Origin of the sequence: Pseudomonas sp. ADAK7 (genome assembly GCF_012935675.1) — a bacterium.
Classification (GTDB): Bacteria; Pseudomonadota; Gammaproteobacteria; order Pseudomonadales; family Pseudomonadaceae; genus Aquipseudomonas.
The window spans coordinates 1,710,218-1,727,333 of record NZ_CP052861.1; the positions used below are offsets into that span (position 1 = coordinate 1,710,218).

At 60.7% G+C, this 17,116-nt stretch carries 24 protein-coding genes; 13 read left to right on the forward strand and 11 right to left on the reverse strand.

The annotated features are described in order from the left end of the window. Window positions 1-44: 44 nt before the first annotated feature. Window positions 45-476 (forward strand): lysozyme inhibitor LprI family protein, encoded by a 432-nt coding sequence (locus tag HKK53_RS07860; protein ID WP_169370328.1) that lies wholly within the window; start codon window positions 45-47, stop codon window positions 474-476. A gap of 26 nt (window positions 477-502) precedes the next feature. On the opposite strand, the gene HKK53_RS07865 is transcribed toward HKK53_RS07860, so the two are convergent. The 3 genes from HKK53_RS07865 to HKK53_RS07875 are packed head-to-tail and all read right to left on the reverse strand — an operon-like array spanning window position 503 to window position 1,880. Then, window positions 503-1,231 (reverse strand): DUF72 domain-containing protein, encoded by a 729-nt coding sequence (locus HKK53_RS07865; RefSeq protein ID WP_169370329.1) that lies wholly within the window; start codon window positions 1,229-1,231, stop codon window positions 503-505. Continuing rightward, a complete protein-coding gene (locus HKK53_RS07870; RefSeq protein ID WP_169370330.1) occupies window positions 1,228-1,659 on the reverse strand; it encodes a DNA methylase in 432 nt (143 codons plus the stop codon). Before HKK53_RS07870 ends, HKK53_RS07865 begins: the two co-directional genes overlap by 4 nt. Beyond that, a complete protein-coding gene (locus HKK53_RS07875; protein WP_169370331.1) occupies window positions 1,659-1,880 on the reverse strand; it encodes a hypothetical protein in 222 nt (73 codons plus the stop codon). The genes HKK53_RS07870 and HKK53_RS07875 overlap by 1 nt, the downstream gene beginning before the upstream one ends. Window positions 1,881-2,063: 183 nt before the next feature. Between HKK53_RS07875 and HKK53_RS07880 the strand changes: the two genes are divergently transcribed. After that, window positions 2,064-2,495, forward strand: coding sequence for a nuclear transport factor 2 family protein (locus HKK53_RS07880; protein ID WP_133835924.1), 432 nt, complete (start codon window positions 2,064-2,066; stop codon window positions 2,493-2,495). A 58-nt stretch (window positions 2,496-2,553) separates the two neighbouring features. On the opposite strand, the gene HKK53_RS07885 is transcribed toward HKK53_RS07880, so the two are convergent. Together HKK53_RS07885 and HKK53_RS07890 are read right to left on the reverse strand one after the other, a co-directional pair. Then, entirely contained in the window at window positions 2,554-3,219 is a 666-nt protein-coding gene (locus tag HKK53_RS07885) for a polysaccharide lyase family 7 protein (protein ID WP_133835923.1), read from the reverse strand. A gap of 65 nt (window positions 3,220-3,284) precedes the next feature. Continuing rightward, entirely contained in the window at window positions 3,285-4,898 is a 1,614-nt protein-coding gene (locus HKK53_RS07890; RefSeq protein ID WP_169370332.1) for a methyl-accepting chemotaxis protein, read from the reverse strand. A 225-nt stretch (window positions 4,899-5,123) separates the two neighbouring features. Between HKK53_RS07890 and HKK53_RS07895 the strand changes: the two genes are divergently transcribed. Together HKK53_RS07895 and HKK53_RS07900 are read left to right on the forward strand one after the other, a co-directional pair. Beyond that, window positions 5,124-5,438, forward strand: a complete 315-nt coding sequence (locus HKK53_RS07895; protein WP_149662174.1) for a DUF2388 domain-containing protein — start codon at window positions 5,124-5,126, stop codon at window positions 5,436-5,438. Window positions 5,439-5,550: 112 nt separating this feature from the next. Further along, on the forward strand, window positions 5,551-5,952 hold the full coding sequence (locus HKK53_RS07900; protein ID WP_169370333.1) for a hypothetical protein: 402 nt from the start codon (window positions 5,551-5,553) through the stop codon (window positions 5,950-5,952). A 12-nt stretch (window positions 5,953-5,964) separates the two neighbouring features. Here the strand turns inward: HKK53_RS07900 and HKK53_RS07905 are convergent, their stop codons facing one another. Then, window positions 5,965-7,026 carry a hypothetical protein gene (locus tag HKK53_RS07905; protein WP_169370334.1) on the reverse strand — a complete coding sequence of 354 codons (1,062 nt, stop codon included), beginning with the start codon at window positions 7,024-7,026 and terminating at the stop codon, window positions 5,965-5,967. A gap of 286 nt (window positions 7,027-7,312) precedes the next feature. Here HKK53_RS07905 and HKK53_RS07910 point away from each other — a divergent pair, with 286 nt between their 5' ends. Together HKK53_RS07910 and HKK53_RS07915 are read left to right on the forward strand one after the other, a co-directional pair. Then, window positions 7,313-7,987, forward strand: a complete 675-nt coding sequence (locus HKK53_RS07910) for a DUF3313 domain-containing protein (protein WP_169370335.1) — start codon at window positions 7,313-7,315, stop codon at window positions 7,985-7,987. A gap of 136 nt (window positions 7,988-8,123) precedes the next feature. Further along, window positions 8,124-8,405 (forward strand): hypothetical protein, encoded by a 282-nt coding sequence (locus HKK53_RS07915; protein WP_169370336.1) that lies wholly within the window; start codon window positions 8,124-8,126, stop codon window positions 8,403-8,405. Window positions 8,406-8,522: 117 nt separating this feature from the next. On the opposite strand, the gene HKK53_RS07920 is transcribed toward HKK53_RS07915, so the two are convergent. Together HKK53_RS07920 and HKK53_RS07925 are read right to left on the reverse strand one after the other, a co-directional pair. Continuing rightward, window positions 8,523-9,650 carry a saccharopine dehydrogenase family protein gene (locus HKK53_RS07920; RefSeq protein WP_169370337.1) on the reverse strand — a complete coding sequence of 376 codons (1,128 nt, stop codon included), beginning with the start codon at window positions 9,648-9,650 and terminating at the stop codon, window positions 8,523-8,525. 130 nt (window positions 9,651-9,780) lie between these two features. After that, entirely contained in the window at window positions 9,781-10,524 is a 744-nt protein-coding gene (locus HKK53_RS07925) for a tellurite resistance TerB family protein (protein WP_169370338.1), read from the reverse strand. Between the two features lie 175 nt (window positions 10,525-10,699). Between HKK53_RS07925 and HKK53_RS07930 the strand changes: the two genes are divergently transcribed. From HKK53_RS07930 to HKK53_RS07950, 5 genes are all read left to right on the forward strand, one after another. After that, window positions 10,700-11,065, forward strand: a complete 366-nt coding sequence (locus HKK53_RS07930) for a VOC family protein (protein WP_169370339.1) — start codon at window positions 10,700-10,702, stop codon at window positions 11,063-11,065. 27 nt (window positions 11,066-11,092) lie between these two features. Then, on the forward strand, window positions 11,093-11,518 hold the full coding sequence (locus tag HKK53_RS07935; RefSeq protein ID WP_169370340.1) for a GNAT family N-acetyltransferase: 426 nt from the start codon (window positions 11,093-11,095) through the stop codon (window positions 11,516-11,518). A 199-nt stretch (window positions 11,519-11,717) separates the two neighbouring features. Then, on the forward strand, window positions 11,718-12,440 hold the full coding sequence (gene pcsA, locus HKK53_RS07940; protein ID WP_169370341.1) for a phosphatidylcholine synthase: 723 nt from the start codon (window positions 11,718-11,720) through the stop codon (window positions 12,438-12,440). Window positions 12,441-12,446: 6 nt separating this feature from the next. Then, on the forward strand, window positions 12,447-12,842 hold the full coding sequence (locus HKK53_RS07945) for a DUF488 domain-containing protein (protein ID WP_169370342.1): 396 nt from the start codon (window positions 12,447-12,449) through the stop codon (window positions 12,840-12,842). A 39-nt stretch (window positions 12,843-12,881) separates the two neighbouring features. After that, a complete protein-coding gene (locus tag HKK53_RS07950) occupies window positions 12,882-13,340 on the forward strand; it encodes a GNAT family N-acetyltransferase (RefSeq protein ID WP_169370343.1) in 459 nt (152 codons plus the stop codon). 13 nt (window positions 13,341-13,353) lie between these two features. Here HKK53_RS07950 and HKK53_RS07955 read toward each other — a convergent pair whose 3' ends face one another. Next, on the reverse strand, window positions 13,354-13,953 hold the full coding sequence (locus HKK53_RS07955; protein WP_169370344.1) for a SagB/ThcOx family dehydrogenase: 600 nt from the start codon (window positions 13,951-13,953) through the stop codon (window positions 13,354-13,356). A 251-nt stretch (window positions 13,954-14,204) separates the two neighbouring features. Between HKK53_RS07955 and HKK53_RS07960 the strand changes: the two genes are divergently transcribed. Beyond that, window positions 14,205-14,663: a GNAT family acetyltransferase gene (locus HKK53_RS07960; RefSeq protein ID WP_169370345.1), complete on the forward strand. Its 459-nt coding sequence runs from the start codon at window positions 14,205-14,207 to the stop codon at window positions 14,661-14,663. Between the two features lie 119 nt (window positions 14,664-14,782). On the opposite strand, the gene HKK53_RS07965 is transcribed toward HKK53_RS07960, so the two are convergent. Beyond that, complete coding sequence (locus tag HKK53_RS07965; RefSeq protein WP_169370346.1) at window positions 14,783-15,595, reverse strand: class I SAM-dependent methyltransferase; 813 nt, start codon at window positions 15,593-15,595, stop codon at window positions 14,783-14,785. A 51-nt stretch (window positions 15,596-15,646) separates the two neighbouring features. Next, the gene (locus tag HKK53_RS07970) at window positions 15,647-15,916 is read right to left on the reverse strand and encodes a DUF4242 domain-containing protein (protein WP_169370347.1); all 270 of its coding nucleotides are present in this window, start codon (window positions 15,914-15,916) and stop codon (window positions 15,647-15,649) included. A gap of 182 nt (window positions 15,917-16,098) precedes the next feature. On the opposite strand from HKK53_RS07970, the gene HKK53_RS07975 reads away from it, so the two are divergent. Beyond that, window positions 16,099-17,088, forward strand: coding sequence for an AraC family transcriptional regulator (locus tag HKK53_RS07975; protein WP_169370348.1), 990 nt, complete (start codon window positions 16,099-16,101; stop codon window positions 17,086-17,088). Window positions 17,089-17,116: the final 28 nt, after the last annotated feature.

Consider the following 17,116-nt stretch of genomic DNA (forward strand, 5'->3'; position numbering starts at 1 on the left):
CCGTTAAAGTGACGCCCCCCCCAAACACCTGAGAACGATTAACCATGGATGGCCTTCACCCCGGCGTTGAGCCGAAAACGATTCACCGCTACCGCTCATTGCTTGTTCCAGTACTGTTTTTCGCATTGTGCGCCACCGCGCAAGCCAGCAACATCTGCCCTGCCGCCACCGATGAAGGCGAGATGTACGATTGCCTGCAGCAGAAACTCAAAGCATCCGACCAGGCGCTGAATACGGCTTACAAAACATTGATCGCGCGGTACAAAGACAATGGTCTTTCCAGAAATCCACCCACCCAGGATCAGATGCTGAAAAAGGCTCAATTAGCCTGGATTGCTTTACGCGATGCCAGTTGCGACTTCGAGACTTACGAATCAAGGGAAGGCAGTGGTTTTGGCACGATCCATACCTTCTGCCTGCTGGAGCAGACGCAAAAGCGTGTTGAGTATTTGGATGGATTGGTTGGCGCGCCTTGAATCAATAGGCGACTGGGTGGACACCATCAACCTGATGGTTCCAGCAACGCCCGCAAACTCAACGCATTCCCCAGCGCAAACCCACTCGCCGTATTATCAAAAACGCACCAGGTCTCAGCGCCCTCCTCCATAGAGCTGCGCATTCGCTGCGCCAACACCTGCAATCGTCCCAAGTCATAGTCGCTGTAGTAAATCCGTGGCGAGCCATGCAGGCGCCAATAACGCACCCCGGACCAGCCACCCGGCGTGGTGCCGCCGGTGATCGGTGAGGGATCGGCGGCGACTCGTCCGATGCGGTGTTCGATCAGTAAACCGCTGGCTGCGCGCCAGGTTTCATGGCGCGGTTCGAGTACCACGGTGCCCGCATAACGTTGCCGCAGCATGCGGAAAAATTCGGCGGCTAACGTGGCGTCGTGGGCCAGCGACGGCGGCAGCTGGATTAGCAGACAGCCCAACCTGTCACCCAATTTCAGGCACTGAGCAAGGAACTCGTCGAGCAAGCCTTCGCAATGTTGCAAGCGCTGCACATGGGTAATGAGCTTGGGCAGCTTGACTGAAAAGCGAAACGTCGACGGCACCGATTGCGCCCAGCGCAGATAGGTTTGCGGTTGATGCGGACGATAGAACGAGCTGTTGATTTCCACGGCCGGCAGTTGCGTCGCGTAGCGTTGCAGATGGGTGCCGGTGTCGGGAAACAGCGGCCAGTAATCCCGGGGCAGAGTCCAGCCCGCGCAACCGATGTAGAGCGGACTCAATAGAGCACCGCCGCGGCGTCACGCATAAAGATTTCGATGGTTTTCGGCCCTACGCCTTCAAACGCGTCGAGGCGTTTTTCGAAGGCCTGGCGATCTTCGCTGGCGTTATGAATGGCGCCGATTTTACCGGCGTATTCATCGCTGAGTTTTTTGCCCAGATGGCGCAGGCGCTCGGCGGTGGTTTCGTCGTAACGCACGTAATGGGCCTCGCCGAGCATGGCCACCAAGTCCCGATGGGTACAAGCGGCCAACTTGCGCGCGGTGTCGCGGCTGTGTTTTTCGACAATCACCCGATAAGCCTGGGCGGCGATGTCCGCCTGGATGCGCTTGCCCATCAGGAAGCTGGCGACAAACCATTTGAACAGGGCGTCTTCATCGCCTTTTTTCAGGTGGATGCCCAGGTCACGGGCGCTGATCGCTTTGCTCATCAGGTTCCACCGCCGATGCCTTGAATCGAATTGGCAAAGGCAACACCCGCCTCGCGTACCAGCACGCGCCACTCCATGCCGTTGATCAATCCGGCGCGCTCCATCTCATCGGCGGCCTTCAGCAGTTCGTCGTAGTGCTCTTCACTGTCCATGCGGATTTCGGGTTGCCTGAGCAGCTTGTACCAGGCGGCCAAGGCTTCCTGCTTAGGGTCATCACTCATGGTTGGGCTCCCAAGGGTCGTTTTCCCTTGGAAGGACCGAGCTTGAGCGCCGTTCCTCGCGCCCGACAAATGGCCATGTCGGCCAAAAGCTCGTTCTGTTGGCTCGGCAAAATATCTGCTAAGTTGTACGACGACTGACAAATTTACTCAGTCTCGACTCCCCACAACAACAAGGAAACACCCATGCAAAAAACCAAATTGCTGATCGGTTTTCTCTGCCTCTTCAGCGGTTATGTCGCCGCCGCCCCGGCCACTGCCGAGAAGGACGTGGCGCAAGCCGTCGACCATCTGACCCAAGCCATGTTGCACAAGGACATCCCCGAGCTGCAAAAGCTGACGGCGACCAACCTGAGCTACGGGCATTCCAGCGGTAAGGTCCAGGACAAGGCCGCCTTTATCGCCGATATCGAAACCGGCAAAAGTGCGTTCAAGACCCTGGAGATGCAGAAGCAGACCATCACTCTGTCAGGCGATACCGCGCTGGTGCGTAACCACTTCTCGGCGCAGGCGCTCAACGGCACGGAAGTAGTGCCGACCGAGATCGAGAACCTGCAGATCTGGCAGAAACAGCATGGGAAATGGTTGTTGGTGGGGCGTCAGGCGTTTCGGATCTAACGCCGAGTAACTTTTGGCGAGGGAGCTTGCTCCCTCGCCACAGGATTATGTCCCCAGTTCAGGGCTTGGTATGCGCCACGTCCAGCTGACTGAACGTCACCTGCCCGCCTTCATTTTTGTAGCCGGCGTTATCCAACGCATAAACCCCAGCCTTGAAGTACAGAAGCTTGTTCTTCCAGCTCGAACTGATTTGTTTGCCCCAGCTGTACCCTTGCGAACTGACATTCAAATAGCCGGCAGAACTGAAGCGAACTTCATACGAAAACGGCTTGCCCAAGGCAATGTCCCTGGCAATCACGACGGTGATGTCTTCCCTGCCCGGTTTCAGCCGATAGTTGGCAATCACATTGCCCTTCTTGGTGGCCGCATCGTACTGATACTCCACTTTCAGCAGCGGGCCTTTGTCTTGGTAGATATGGATTTGCCCGATCACGATCCGACCGGTTGAAGGCACTTGATTGACCTTCAACACGGCCTTGAGGCGGTGATCAGCTTCGGGATAGGTCCAGTTGCGCAGGGTCCCGTCGCTCAGGGTTTCACGCAGTTCGCTGCGGGGGAATTCGGATTTCGAGGTGCTGGAGCCGGTGACCGGCGCCCAGAAAAAAAGCGAGTCGCCGGAGCGAAAATAGTTGTCGGAATAGCCATCCACCAGTCGCGGCGTATCGATGACTTTGGCGGGCGTCCCTACAGGGATCGTCAGGTTCCAGGTTGCCAAATCAATCATTTCAACTCTCCTTGGGGGCGACAGTACCCTACAGCACTTGGGTCTGTTGCCCAGCAAGGAAAGGCTTAAAGCCTGAAGCGATCCACCGACTGCGACAACTGCCCCGCCAGCGACGACAACTCATCCGTGGTCGACGCCGTGCGTCCGATGACCTTGCTGTTGTCTTCGGACATGCCGGCAATCATTTCCACCTGATGGGCGATTTCGTTGCTGGCCAGGCTTTGTTCGCCAATGGTGCGGCTGATGTCGTTGACCAGTTGCGTGGTGTTCAGCGTGGCTTCGAGGATTTCGCGGATGGCGCGTTCGACGTCGGCGGTCACGGCCATGCCTTTGTCGACCTGGGCCACGCCGGCCTCCATGCTGGTGACGGCTTCGCGGGTGCTTTGCTGGATGCGTGCGACCATCGCGGCGATTTCCTGGGTGGACGCGCTGGTGCGGCCCGCCAGGCTGCGGACTTCGTCGGCGACCACGGCAAAACCTCGGCCCTGTTCACCGGCGCGCGCCGCCTCGATCGCGGCATTCAGCGCCAGCAGGTTGGTCTGGTCGGCGATGCCCTTGATCACCTGGATGATGCTGAAAATCCCCTCGGACTCCTTGTCCAGCGTGCGGATCACCTGGGCCGACTGCTGCGCCGAGCGCGCAATGCCGTCCATGTCGCTGACCACCTGATGAATCACCTTGCCGCCGTCCTTGGCCAGTTCTTCGGCCTGGTTGGCCATGTCCAGTGCGCGGTTAGCGTGGCGGGTGATTTCTTCGATGCTGGCGGTCATTTCGCTGGCGGCGGCGGCCATGGTGCTGGCGGCGACGCTTTGCTGCTGGCTGCTGCCGGCGACTTCGTGGCAGCCGTTGCTCAATTGCTGGCTCATGCCGCTGACGCCGTGGGCGTTGCTGCGCACCACTTCGATCATGCCGCGCAGGTCGCGTTGCATGGTCGCCAGGGTGCGGATCAGGCGGCTGGCTTCGTCGTTGCCGGTGGGCTCGATGATCGGTTCGCTGAGGTTGCCATGGGCGATGCTGTCGGCGATGCGAATGGCCGAGCGCAACGGCGCCATGATGCTCAGAATCACCCAGCGACCCTGGGCCAACAGCAACAACAAGCTGGCGACGAGGACGCTGCCGAGGGCGATGTTGGCGTGGCTGATGGCCTGCTGCGTACCTTGGCTGGCTTGTTGAGTGTTGGTCTCGATCAACTCGCTCAGCGCCGACATCTCGCCTTCGAGTTGCGTGAACACGCCGTTGAACGTACCGATCTGCTGCTGCGCGGCCTCCGGATTTTCCAGTGCAACCGCGACAATTCGCTCGGCGGCACTGATGTAGGTGTCGAGGCTCGGCTTGATCTTGTTCAGGCCGGCCATGATGGTCGCGTTGACCGGCAGCTTGAGGTTTTCACCCAGCACCTCACGAAAACGCGTCGCATGCTCCTCGATGGAACTGCGCACCTCGTCCTTGCTGCTGGTGCTTTTGCCCAGTCCCACCAACATCGCCGACAGCACGTCGGCGCGTAGCGCATCGTGCATCATGTCGGCTTCGAGGTGATTGCGCAGCGCCGCCATGCTGACTTCGCTGTCGTTCACGGCCTGGGCCATCTGGGTGTGCCCCAGGTAACTGACCAGGCTCATGACCAACGCCGTGAGCAGGCCCGTCCCCATCAACAGAAGTAACCGTAGTTTTATGGACACTTTGTTGTTCCCCTGTTGGACGCTGCGAAAGACGACTCTGAAGAGGTTATCGACCCCATCCTGTGGTTATTTAAGCCTATTTCCGTGAGCCCGTCGGTTTAAGACCGGCGGTAGAGCCTGGGGTACGTGGCCATTTGCCGGGGGCCACGGAACTCCTGAGCCTCGCCGCACCTCCTAAGTAATGTGTTACTTCCTTTTCGCTTTACGCTGTTGGAGGACGACGCCATGCGCCGCATGTTACTCATTACTTCATTGATGTTATGCCTGCCCATCGGGTCTGCCCTGGCCGTCAGCGGCAAGGACGTCGCGACCTCGGCAGGGGTTTCCGCGTCCCTGTATTCGACCTTCAAAGACCACAAGATGGTGATTCCTGCCCGGGATGACGTCTCTGCGTTTGTCGCCAGTAACGGCGCGATCCGCGGGGTCTACATGGAGGCGGTGTTGCAGCAGATCCGCCAGGACAACCCAGGCCTCAATGCCACCGACGAAGACCTGGCCAACGCGATCCTCGTGCAGTACGAGGGGCCAGCCGCTCACTGATACCAACGTTTACCCGCGTGAGTAACAGGGGCAGGCTCGCTTGGACGCCTGCCCTTGGACCGCACTGGAACACGCTGGGCAAAACCGCTCGCCGGCCTCTATGATTGAGGCCATGACGACCCCGGCCCCGATCCGCTCCCCCTGCCCACCCGGCGCCTGCATTTGCGGGCGTGACCCGTTGCTGGAAACACCCGGCGCGGATGTGCGCATCCTGTTCCTGACCCGCCAGGAAGAAAAGCGCCTGCTCGAACGTCTGGAAAACCTCAAGGACCTCGCCGACCTGGCGCACCTGCAAGCGCTGATGCACGAGCGCTTGGGGATTCGCGTGGCATTGACCCCCAGCTTCAACGAAGTGCGGACCATGCGCGGGATCGGCATTCAGATCGAGGATCTGCCGGGCCTGTGCCGCAAGACCCGCGCCGCCATCCCCGCAGCCATTCGCCGCAGTCTGGAAAAGCGCCCGGAGATTGCCTACGAGCTGCTCAACGCCAACGACCTGTTGCGCGACGCTTGAGTGTTCAGTGCCTCAACGCTTCCAACACCCAGAATACCGCTCACATACCTGATACTCGCGGTCCATCTGCGCCATCCGGTCGAGGTGATGGTTGATGGTGTCGACCAGAACACTTTTCTGCGCCTGGAAGTAAAACATCGCCATCGATTTGTACTCTTCGAACGCGGCCTTGTTGGCAGGCTTGGCCGATTTGTCTTCGGGCTTTGCCCAGTCTTCCAGTTGTTTATCGTCGAGTCGTTGCAGACGCAGGCGGTATTCAGCGGTGTAGCGCTTGAGCGTCTCGGTTTTGTTTTGCACGGCTTCGTTGTCGAAGGCGATCAGGTTCTGGCGATACAGCGTCCAATAGTCGTCCGGCAGGGTAAAGCCCAGTTTGCCCTGGCGTTCGGCAATCAGTTTGTCGAGTTTTTCCGGGGACGAGCGATTGTCAGCATCCTTGATCGGGTCAGGCTTCATCACCGGAATGACCGAACTGTCGATGATCTGGTTGATCCAGGTCACGCGTTGCGGCGTGTCCGGCAGCGGGTCCGGCAGTTTCACGAACAACGGGTTGCGCCCGTCACAGGCCGGCAGCCCCTTGTGCTCGATGACCAAAGGCGTGCGGACATCTTTGCCATCGACCCGCGCCACCCGCTGCAGCAACGTGGTGCACTGGCCGTTGCCGGAACTGAACTTCAACTCGTATTCGGCGTTGCGCTCAGGCTTGAGGGTGAACGCGCCGCCGCACACGGAGTAACCGACCTGCGTGTTGATGCGCAGGTACGCATCCTGCTCAGGCTTGAGCTTGATTTCCAGATAGCCCCGGGCATCGGCTGGCGGCGCGACGCTCATGCCGACCCGGCGCGGGGTGTCGCCCAAAAACAGGTTGTTGAGCATGCCGGTGGTCTGGCCGTCGCAATGCTGCGCGTCGAAGTAGCTGAGGCTCGCATTATCGGTATTGGCCACGAAACGCAGCTTGGCCGCATCCGGCTCGGTGGCGTCGGTGTAGTTACCGTTGACGCTGCAACCGCTGAGCAGCGCGGCCAGCAGCGTGACGCCGACGATGGCGCGAGTGGAATTGAAGTGGAACACCGACATGCATCGTCCTTGAACGCGTTTCGCGTAATGGAAAAGAGCGAAATGCTACTAAATGGCCATCATCGTGTCCACCTTGGCAAATCAGGCAAGCCGTGAGTGGTTATGGAACATCGGCGTGACCTATGACAGCAAGGCCCGTGGACCCGACCAAATCCGTATCAGGCGTGCGAACCTCCGGTCAGTTCGACAATGCCTGGATTCAAGCGTTGACCGCCAATATGACCTGGCGTTTTTGAACTACCGTTATCGAAAAAATAACGCGTTCCCCCACGGAGCACCCGCCACAATGAACCTGTCCCGAAACGTGTTTATCGGCGCCGCGCTGGCCAGCCTTTTGCTGGGCGGTTGTACTTCAAAGGTCACCGAACGGGAGCAGTACTCAGGCTTCCTGCCCAACTACAACAACCTCCAGGAAGTGACCACCCCCAGCGGCGAGAAAGCCATGCGCTGGGTCAGCCCGTCATGGAACCCCAACGCCTATGACAGCGTGGCCTTCATGAAGCTGGAACTCTATCCGAAGCCGAAACCCAACGAACGGGTCGACCAGCGCACCCTGGAAGAATTGCAGACCTACATGACCAACAGCGCCAAGGGTGTGCTCGGGCAGAAGTACCGCGTCGTATCCAGCGCCAAAAAAGCCCCGGCAGGGTCGAAAACCCTGGTCCTGCGGGCGGCGATCACGGGGGTCACGGCCTCCAATGAAGGCATGCAATGGTATGAAGTGGTCCCGGTCGCCGCCGTGGTGGGCGGGGTGAGCGCGGCTTCCGGCCATCGCAGCCAGGACACCACACTGTTCCTCGAAGCCGAACTGGTGGACGCCAGCAACAACCAGATCATGGCCAAAGTGGTGCGCAAGGTGTTCGGCGAGCAATTAAAGAACTCGAGCCAGAAGATCACCACTAATGATTTCAAAGCGGCGATTCACAAACTGACCGAGGACTTGCAGGCGTTTATTCGCTGACATGACGGGGAGCGTCACCGGTCTTTTTACCACGGTTAGCTATAGTCATTTTCCAGGCCTTGTTTTCAGGGCTTGATCTGCCTCGGTGCTACAGCTCATCAGCCATGGCACCGAACTTTCCATTAAGGAGATTTCCATGAAGCGTTCTGCACTTGCTGGATTGTTCGTCGCCGCTGCACTGCTGGCACCTTCGGTATTTGCTGCGGACGACCTGTGCGCGGTCAATCTGCAGAAAATCAAGGAGGCTCAAGTCAGCACTGAAGCACAAAGTGCCGATCTGAAAGACAGTATTGACGACGCCGTGACACAGGCGAAGGCAGCACAGGCCAAAGGCACCGAGGAGGGCAAAAAAGACTGCATCTCGCTGACCACACAAGCCCTGCAGGACATCCAGAACAACACCAAGGGCGACCAATAAAAAAGGCACCTGACACGTTCCTATAGGAGCTGCCGAAGGCGGCTCCTACGGGGGGTTGGCGGTGTTCTTAGCTCAACATTTCAAGCCACTGCCCCGGCGTCATCCTGCTCACCATGATCAGCCCTGCCCGTCAGAAAACACCACGGACATTTGCAGATTGCCCGGGTCGTTGATGGCGGCCATGTACTCATCGACGCTGATTTCACCGACACACGGGCGCGCGCCGGGTGCGGGCGTGTAGCCCTGGAGCATTTTCGCTGCCAGGGCGACGGCGGCGCAGCTGGGGATCTCTGGTCCCTTGTCGTTGAACGCCGTGAGTTGCACGGTCAGGGACAACGGCTTGTCGTCCATGCCGTCGCCCACGACGTCGATGTACATCGCACTTTTGCCATCGCCAAACCGCTCGAACCCGCTGCCCCAGCGATGCAGGCGCGCGGCCCAGCGCTCGTGGTCGCGAACCAGCCCGGTGCGCAGGGCCTGGGCCAGCAGGAAGGTGGCGACATTACCGAGCTTGAGCCCCGCGCCGGCCTTGAACCGCAAGGTCTGCGCGCCGTAGCGGCTGGCGAAGATGTCCATGTCCGGCACGTCGACATTGGCCAGTACCCGCGTGCCCATCTGCGGCATCTTGCGCAGGGTCAGGTCCTGCCAGCCGAACACTTCGTGCACCTGGCCGTTCTTGAGCTGTTTGATCGGTTTGCCAGCGTAGGCCAGCACCCCGGTGATCGTGGACAGCCCGGGCATCTTGGCCGAGGAGGAAATGCCGTGCTCGATCAAATCGATACGTTTGAACCGCGAGCGGTGCTGATCGATGATGGCGGACGACAGCGTCGGCACCGAGCTGCAGCCACTGAGAATTGCCACGCCGGCGCTTTTTGCACGGGCATCCAGCACGCCGATGGCGTTGACGAAGGTGCGGCAGTCCGAGAGATCGCAGTAATTGACCGCGGCGTCGATGCAGGTCTCGGCAACGGCATAGGATTGCCCCTGGAACGGTCCGCCAGTGTGGATCACCAGTTGAATGCCCAGTGACTCCAGGGCGGATTTGAAACCCGCGCCCATCGCATCGCCGCACCAGCCTTCGCAGGTTTTGCCTGACTGGGCTTTTAATGCATCGACCTGGGCCGACAACTTGCGCGGGTCACGCCCGGAGATCACCAGATCGATGCCCGGCATCACCGCCAAATGCCGACACACGATGCTGCCGAAGTTTCCGTAACCACCGATCACCAATACCTTGAGTGTCATTCACTGCTTCCCTGAACCGTTTCTCGACCGAGGCGCGATTCTAAGGGATCGAATGACCCGGCAGCGATGATTTGTTCATAACCTTGTGGCGAGGGAGCTTGCTCCCTCGCCACAAGGTTTATGCCCGACGCTACACCGCGCCACCCTTGGCCTGCTGCTCCAGATGCACCTGCAACTCGGGCTCAATCTTCAGCGCCGCCGCCAGTTCATCCAGATAACTGCGCTCGGCGTCTTGCTGATCATCCACCACCATCACGCTGGCCAGGTACATTTCCGCGGCGATGGCCGGGTCCGTGGCTGACCGCGCCACATCGGCGGCGTCCAATGGCCGGGCGACTTCATCGTCGAGCCATTGCTGCAATTGCGGATCATCGGTGTGGCGGCCGATTTCGCTGCTGATCATCTGTTTCTCGTTGGCATCGATCCGGCCATCAGCCTTGGCCGCCGCGATCAGTGCGCGCAGCACCGCGTGGCTGTGGTCCTCGACTTCCGGGCCGGACAGCAGGTCCACCGTGCGTGGTGCCTGTTGCGGCGCCGAGGCCTGGCTGCGTTGCCAGGCTTGATAGGCCTGGAACGCCATCATCCCGAGGGACGCCAGCGCCGCGTAATTGGTGCCACCCGAAGAACGGGTTCGGGTCGAGCCGCCCAAGGCAGAGCCGCCGCCCAGCAAACCACCGAGCAAGCCACCCAACCCGCCACCGCCGGCCCCTGCCCCGGCGCCGCCGCCCAACAGGCCACCGAGCAATCCGCCAAGACCGCCAAGACCGCCCAGGCCGCCCTGGCCGCCCTGGGATAGCGCGCCACCGCCGCCCTGCTGCGCCATCGAGCCTTGGCCGGCGCGCAAAAGTTGTTCGAGCAAATCGCTGGTGTTCATGACGACGACCTCTCTTATGGGTGTAACTCAGTCAGGCAACGATAGTCCTCGCCGGCCATTGCGCCAACCCCGTTTGGCCGACTTGAACAGGCACAACACCCGAGGGCACACGCTCCTGACAGAAACTGACAGTGCAGCCTTTTATGCTGCGTGCCACATCCTTCGGAGCCGCCCCATGATCACGCCTCGTTATTGGCTACTTTTTGTCGAGAACCCTGCCGTCAGTGCCCGGTTCTATGAGTTCCTGCTGGGCCGCAAACCCGTGGAAGAATCCCCGACCTTCGCCCTGTTTGTGCTGGAGGACGGCTACAAACTGGGACTCTGGTCGCGGCACACCGCCGAGCCTGCCGTGGGCGTGACCGGCGGCGGCATGGAGCTGGCATTCCCCGTGGAATCGGCCGAAGAAGTCGACGCGCTGTTCGGCCAATGGTCGAGCCTGGGCCTGAGCATCCTGCAACCACCGACCGAGCTGGATTTCGGCCGCACTTTCGTCGCGCTTGACCCCGATGACCATCGGCTGCGAGTGTTCTTCCCTCGCTAACCCGCCACCCAGAGGATCACCCGCGCCATGGAACCGCATCAAATCGTCGTCAGCGACGTGATCGAACCCGAAGTCGAGCACCTGCTCAGTGCCGGGCTCAGTGCCTTCAATGAACAGGCCACCGGGATCAGCGACTGGCAGGCGCTGGCGGTGACGGTTCGCGATCCAGAGACCCAACAGGTGCTGGGCGGGATTACCGGGCGCACGTCGCTGGGCCTGCTGTTTCTCGATTTGTTCTACTTGCCCGAGTCGGTGCGCGGCTCCGGGCTGGGCGCTCGACTGCTCAAAACCTACGAAGACGAAGGCCGCCGGCGTGGGTGTCGCTCCGCGGTGCTCTACACCTTGAGTTTTCAAGCCCCGGCGTTTTACGAGAAGCAGGGCTGGCAGCGATTCGGCGAAGTGCCGTGCCTGCCTGAGGGCACCAGCCGGGTGTTCATGAGCAAAGCGTTATAGACCTGTGGCAACAGAGTCTTCATTAAGTCTTCAGCCATGCAGATTTACCGGGGTTTTTTTCCCACAGCACAGCTAAGATTCATAGGTGGTGAACCTTATCCCCGGATTCCCGGTCGATACCTGCAACCCGACCCGGTTTGCCGACGCCCCCAATAGAAGGGTGCTGACTGGCTTGCTTCACTTTTTGGAGAACGCCCCCGTGATATCAACCCTACACATTGCCAGGCTCAAAGCATGGGGCGCCCATGGCTTTACCGCGACTGGCGTGGTCACAGCCTTCCTGGCCACCCTCGCGCTGCTGGAAAACCAGGCCACCCATTGCCTGCTGTGGCTGGGCGTGGCGCTGATCGTCGACGGCCTCGACGGCGCGCTGGCACGCAAGGTCAACGTGCAATCGGTGCTGCCGAGTTTCGACGGCTCGATCCTTGACCTGGTCATCGACTACCTGACCTACGTGTTCATCCCGGCGCTGTTCATCTATCGCTACATTCCGTTGCCGGACTACACGCTGCTGCTGACCGTGTCGCTGATCCTGGTCTCGTCGCTGTTCTGCTTCTGCAACGTCAACATGAAAAGCAAGGACAACTACTTCCAGGGTTTCCCCGCCGCGTGGAACGTGGTCGCGTTGTGCCTGTACATCATTGGCCCGTCGCCGTGGGTGACGCTGCTCACCGTCATCGGCCTGGCCCTGCTGACCGTGACCCGCATGAAGTTCCTGCACCCGTTCCGCGTGCGCAAGTTCATGCCAATCAACATTGCCGTGACCGCCATCTGGCTGCTCTGCAGTTTGTCGCTGGTGGTCAACCATCCGGTGATCAACCCGATGGTGATGGGGCTTTGGCTGCTGATGTCGGCGTACTTCCTGGGCATCTGCATCTGGCGCACGGCGATGGAGTGGTTTGACGGTTCGCGGCACAAGTAACCGTCCATGGCCATCAGCATCGTGCGGCTTGGCTCGCCACGCAGGCCCGATGAAGGCCTGCGCATCGGCACGGTGCGCCGCCCGCCTCGGGGCGTACCTAAAGCCGAGTTTGCCAGCCGTGATTTTTATGATGTCTGGCAGCCCCTGCTGTCGCCCAGCCCGGAACTGGTTGCCCAAGCCCAAACGGCGCAGGACGCCAAGGCTTGGGACGCGTTCAAGCGCAAGTTCAAGGCCGAGATGAACCAGCCTGCACCCAGTCACCTGCTGGATTTGTTGGCGGCGTTGTCTCATCAAACGGCGCTGGCGGTGGGGTGTTATTGCGAGGATGAGGCGCATTGCCACCGTTCGGTCCTGCGCGAATTGCTGCAAGCACGGGGGGCGCAGATCACGGACGTACCGTAGGAGGTCAGCAGGAAATCTTTCACAAGGAGCAGTGAGAACGTGAACAACCCGATTCGACGTGCAACCGCGCAAGATGCAGCCGCCATCAGCCAGGTCATCATCCAGTCCCTGCGCCAGTCCAATGCCCGGGACTACCCGCCCGACGTCATCGCCCAGGTGGAGAAAAACTTCGCTCCCCAGTCCATCCTCGCCTTGCTCGGCCAACGCCAGGTATTCGTGGCGACCATTGACCATCAGGTCGTAGCCACCGCCAGCCTCGACCGCGACGTTGTCCGCAGCGTGTTCGTCCACCCAGAGCATCAAGGGTCCGGACTCGGCAGCCAGCTGATGGCCACGCTGCAATCCTTCGCCCAAGCCGCCAACATCGATATCCTGCGCGTCCCCTCCTCCATTACCGCTGAAGGCTTTTACCTGAAGTTGGGCTTTCTGAAAGTCCGCGATGAATTCCATGGCGCCGAGCGCACGATCATCATGGAGCGCCGCTCGAACCCTGATTGACTGCAGGAGCGGATCAAACCACCGGCCGCCCCACGCAAAAAAGCGCCACGGGTTGACCGGATTCGTCCAGGCCCAGCGCGCTTGTCATGGCCGCATCGTCGAACCCCATCACCACGACCGAGCCCAATCCTTCAGCCGTCACCGCCAAATACATGCTTTGCGCGACCGCACCCGCTTCAAAATCAACATAACGCGCACCCCGCAGGCCATCGGCTTGCTGTTCGGCAAAGTGCTGAATGGCCAGGCCACGGTTGCCGATGATCACCACCACGACGGCGGCGTCTTCCAGCCACGTTTCATCGCCCAGCGCGGCGGCGTTCAGCGCCCCGGTCTGCACACAGTGCCCGCCTGGCTTGAGCTGCGCCGACTCAGGTTCGAACCTGTAGAAGCCTGGCGCCAACCCGTCCACTCGACGAACGACGACGCCCAGCGTCAGCGGATACAAGGCATGGGCCGAGGGCGCTGCACGTTTGCCTTCCGTGGACGTGCGGCCTTGGCCGGCGGACAGGATGTTGAGCAAGGCACTGAGAGGGACCGGCTCGTCGGCGTAACTCCGGACACTGCGCCGACGGGCGAGCAGGTGCTGCAGGGGTGTGGCGTTTGAAGCATCCATTGCGCATGAGTCCTGATTTTTCAGAACTTCGATTAAAGCAGCTCATCCACGATTTCGTGGCAACTGGCCCGATATATTTCACCCGGTTGAAAGGCCATCTTCGCGCAGGAGCCAGGCTTGCGGGCGAAGGCGCCCTCAAGATCGCCTTCGCGGGCAAGCCTCGCGCCTACAATTTTGGGGGGCAATCTATCGGGTGGACAAAACACGCCATGGAACGTTAGCGTCAGCCCCAAGCATTCAAAGGACTGACCATGACGCAGATTGTCGATTACACCAACGAACACCACCGCACCTCGGTTATCGAACTCTGGGAAACCGCATTCGGCTACGAAACCGCGCACAACACCCCAAGCCTGGTGATCGACAAGAAACTGGCCATCGCCGACGGCTTGTTTTTTGTGGCGCTGGCGAACGACGGGGTCGTGGGCACGGTGCTGGCGGGATACGACGGTCATCGCGGCTGGCTGTATTCGGTGGCGGTGCATCCGGCACAGCGCCGGCAAGGGCTCGGCGCCCGATTGGTACGCCACGCTGAACTGGCATTGACCGCTCGCGGCTGCATGAAGATCAATCTGCAGATTGTCAGCGCGAACGAAAGCGTGAAGAGTTTTTATGAGTCGCTGGGCTACGCGGTGGAGCCGCGCATCAGCATGGGCAAAAAGGTGGAAGTGAACATCCCGGCGCCAACGGATTCGCCCGTACGCCTCTGAAACCACCGCAATCCCTGTAGGAGCTGGCGCAGCCTGCGATCTTTTGATCTTGATCTTCAGCAAGTCCGAAAAAGATCAAGATCAAAAGATCGCAGCCTTCGCCAGCTCCGACATGGACCTTATCGCCGTGAGATCACCACCTCCAGGTATTCACTCGGCACCACCAGCGACGCCTCGCCGGCCCGATTCAGGCTATTCAGCAACTCGGTAAAGTCCCTTTCCAGCGCCATGGCGCCGTCTACCGGCAGCACCGCAAACGCCTTGTGCACCGGCCCATACCAACTGCGGAACGTGTCGATGAAGTGGGCGGCCGAGCGGTAGCGGAAGTTGAAGGTCCGGCGCGTCACTTGGGTCAGAAAATCCTGCTCATCGAAATGCGTGCGCAGCCAGGCTTCATTGCCCCAGTTTGATGGCGGTTGCGCGCCGGGCGGTGGTGGCAGGTGACCGCCGAGGATCTTGAACATCTGCCCGACAAAGCCTTCGGGCGTCCAATTGGCCAGGCCGATGCGACCGCCGGGGCGAACGACCCGTGCCAGTTCTGCAGCGGCCTTGGCCTGGTCCGGCGTAAACATCACACCGAAGGTCGACAGCACCGCGTCGAAACTGGCGTCGTCGAACGGTAGCGCTTCGGCATCGGCCACTTGGAAAATGACTTCCAGCCGTTCGGCCCTGGCGCGGTCTTCACCGCGTTCGAGCAGCGCGGCGACATAGTCGGTGGAGGTGACTTTGCAGCCACGACGGGCAGCCGCCAGTGTGACGTTGCCGTTACCGGCGGCGACATCCAGCACCTGTTCGTCGCAGAGCAGGTCACAGGCTTCGGCCAGTTGCTCGCCGACGATCTGCAGCGTGGTGCCGATCACCGCGTAGTCGCCGCTGGCCCACGCGGCCATCTGGCGGTTTTTCAGGGCAGTAAGATCAATGGGTGTACTCATGAAGTGTGGCTCCCTCGCGGGTTGAAACACAGTCCAGGCGCTGACGGAAAACTACTCCGCCGTGGTGGGATCGATGATGTTCATGACCTGTGAAACGCTGTTGGCCGGAAAACCGCCCTGCCTGGCATGTTCCCGGACGAGCTCTTCGTTCGGCGCGATGTACACGCAGTAGATCTTGTCGCCGGTGACGTAACTCTGCAGCCATTGCACTTCAGGTAAATCGCGCAAGACCCGGCAGGACTTTTGCGAGATGGCTTTCAGATCCCGGTCCGACAGTGCTCCGGCGCCCGGAATGTCCCGCTCTATGACGAACTTCGGCATAGCAACCTCTCTTTTCTTGTTATGGACACAGGGCCGGCAGTGACCCCGTGCATCCACTATCGCGCTGGCGCGGGCCGGCGTCCTGTCCGATCGTCGGCCAACACTGCCCGATCGTCCGGAGGTTTCACGCCGCGCGGCGACGGGCTCACACTTAACAGCATCCGTCCCCACGAGAAATCACCATGGACGCCCTCTCGCAAACCTTGCGTGTGGTCCACCTGGTCGGCGCGATTTTCATCAACGCCCGGTTCACCGCGCCCTGGTGCTACCAGTCGCCGAGCGCCGATACCGCCGCGCCATTTCTGGAGCCCGGCGCCGAGCGGGTGGTGATCTTCCACCTGATTACCGAAGGCGAGTGTTACGTCGAGTTGGGTGATGATCCGCCGCTGCTGCTGAATGCCGGCGACGTGGTGGTTTTCCCTCAGGGCGATGCCCATCGCATGTGTTCGAGACCGGGCGTTCCGCCGGCCACGGGGGCACGGCTGGACGTGGTACTGGCGCGCCGTCCGCGGCAATTGAGCTATGGCGGTGGCGGTGGCGTGACGCGTCTGGTGTGCGGGTACCTGGCGTGCGACACGCGGTTGGCCGGCATGTTGCTGACAGGGTTGCCGGCGGTGATCAGGGTCAATGTGCGCGGTTCGAATGCCGGAATGTGGTTGGAATCGTCGGTGCGCTACGCCCTCGCCGAGGCGCGATCGCCCAGGCCCGGCGGCGAAGGGGTGCTGGCGAAACTGGCCGAGGTGCTGTTCATCGAGGTGTTGCGCCTGTACATGAACGAGCAGGCCGAAGGTCGCACCGGTTGGCTGGCGGGCGTCGGCGACCGGATCGTCGGCGGCGCCCTCAACGCATTGCACAAGAACCCCGGTCATTGCTGGACCCTGGAAGAACTGGCACGCACCGCCTGCACCTCAAGGTCGGTCCTCGCCGAGCGTTTCCAGCAACTGGTCGGCAGCTCGCCGATGCAGTACCTGACCCAATGGCGGATGTTGCTCGCCGCCAACCTGTTACGCCGCAGTAACACCTCATTGGCACGGATTGCCGAGGAAGTGGGTTATCAGACCGACACGGCATTCAGTCGCGCGTTTCGCCGCGAGTTTGGCGCACCGCCAGCGGCGTGGCGGCGTCATCAGGCCGTGGTTGATGCAAAACCCGGGATTGCCTGTCCGCCCTGAAATCGGCTCTTATGGGGCCCCCTTCGAA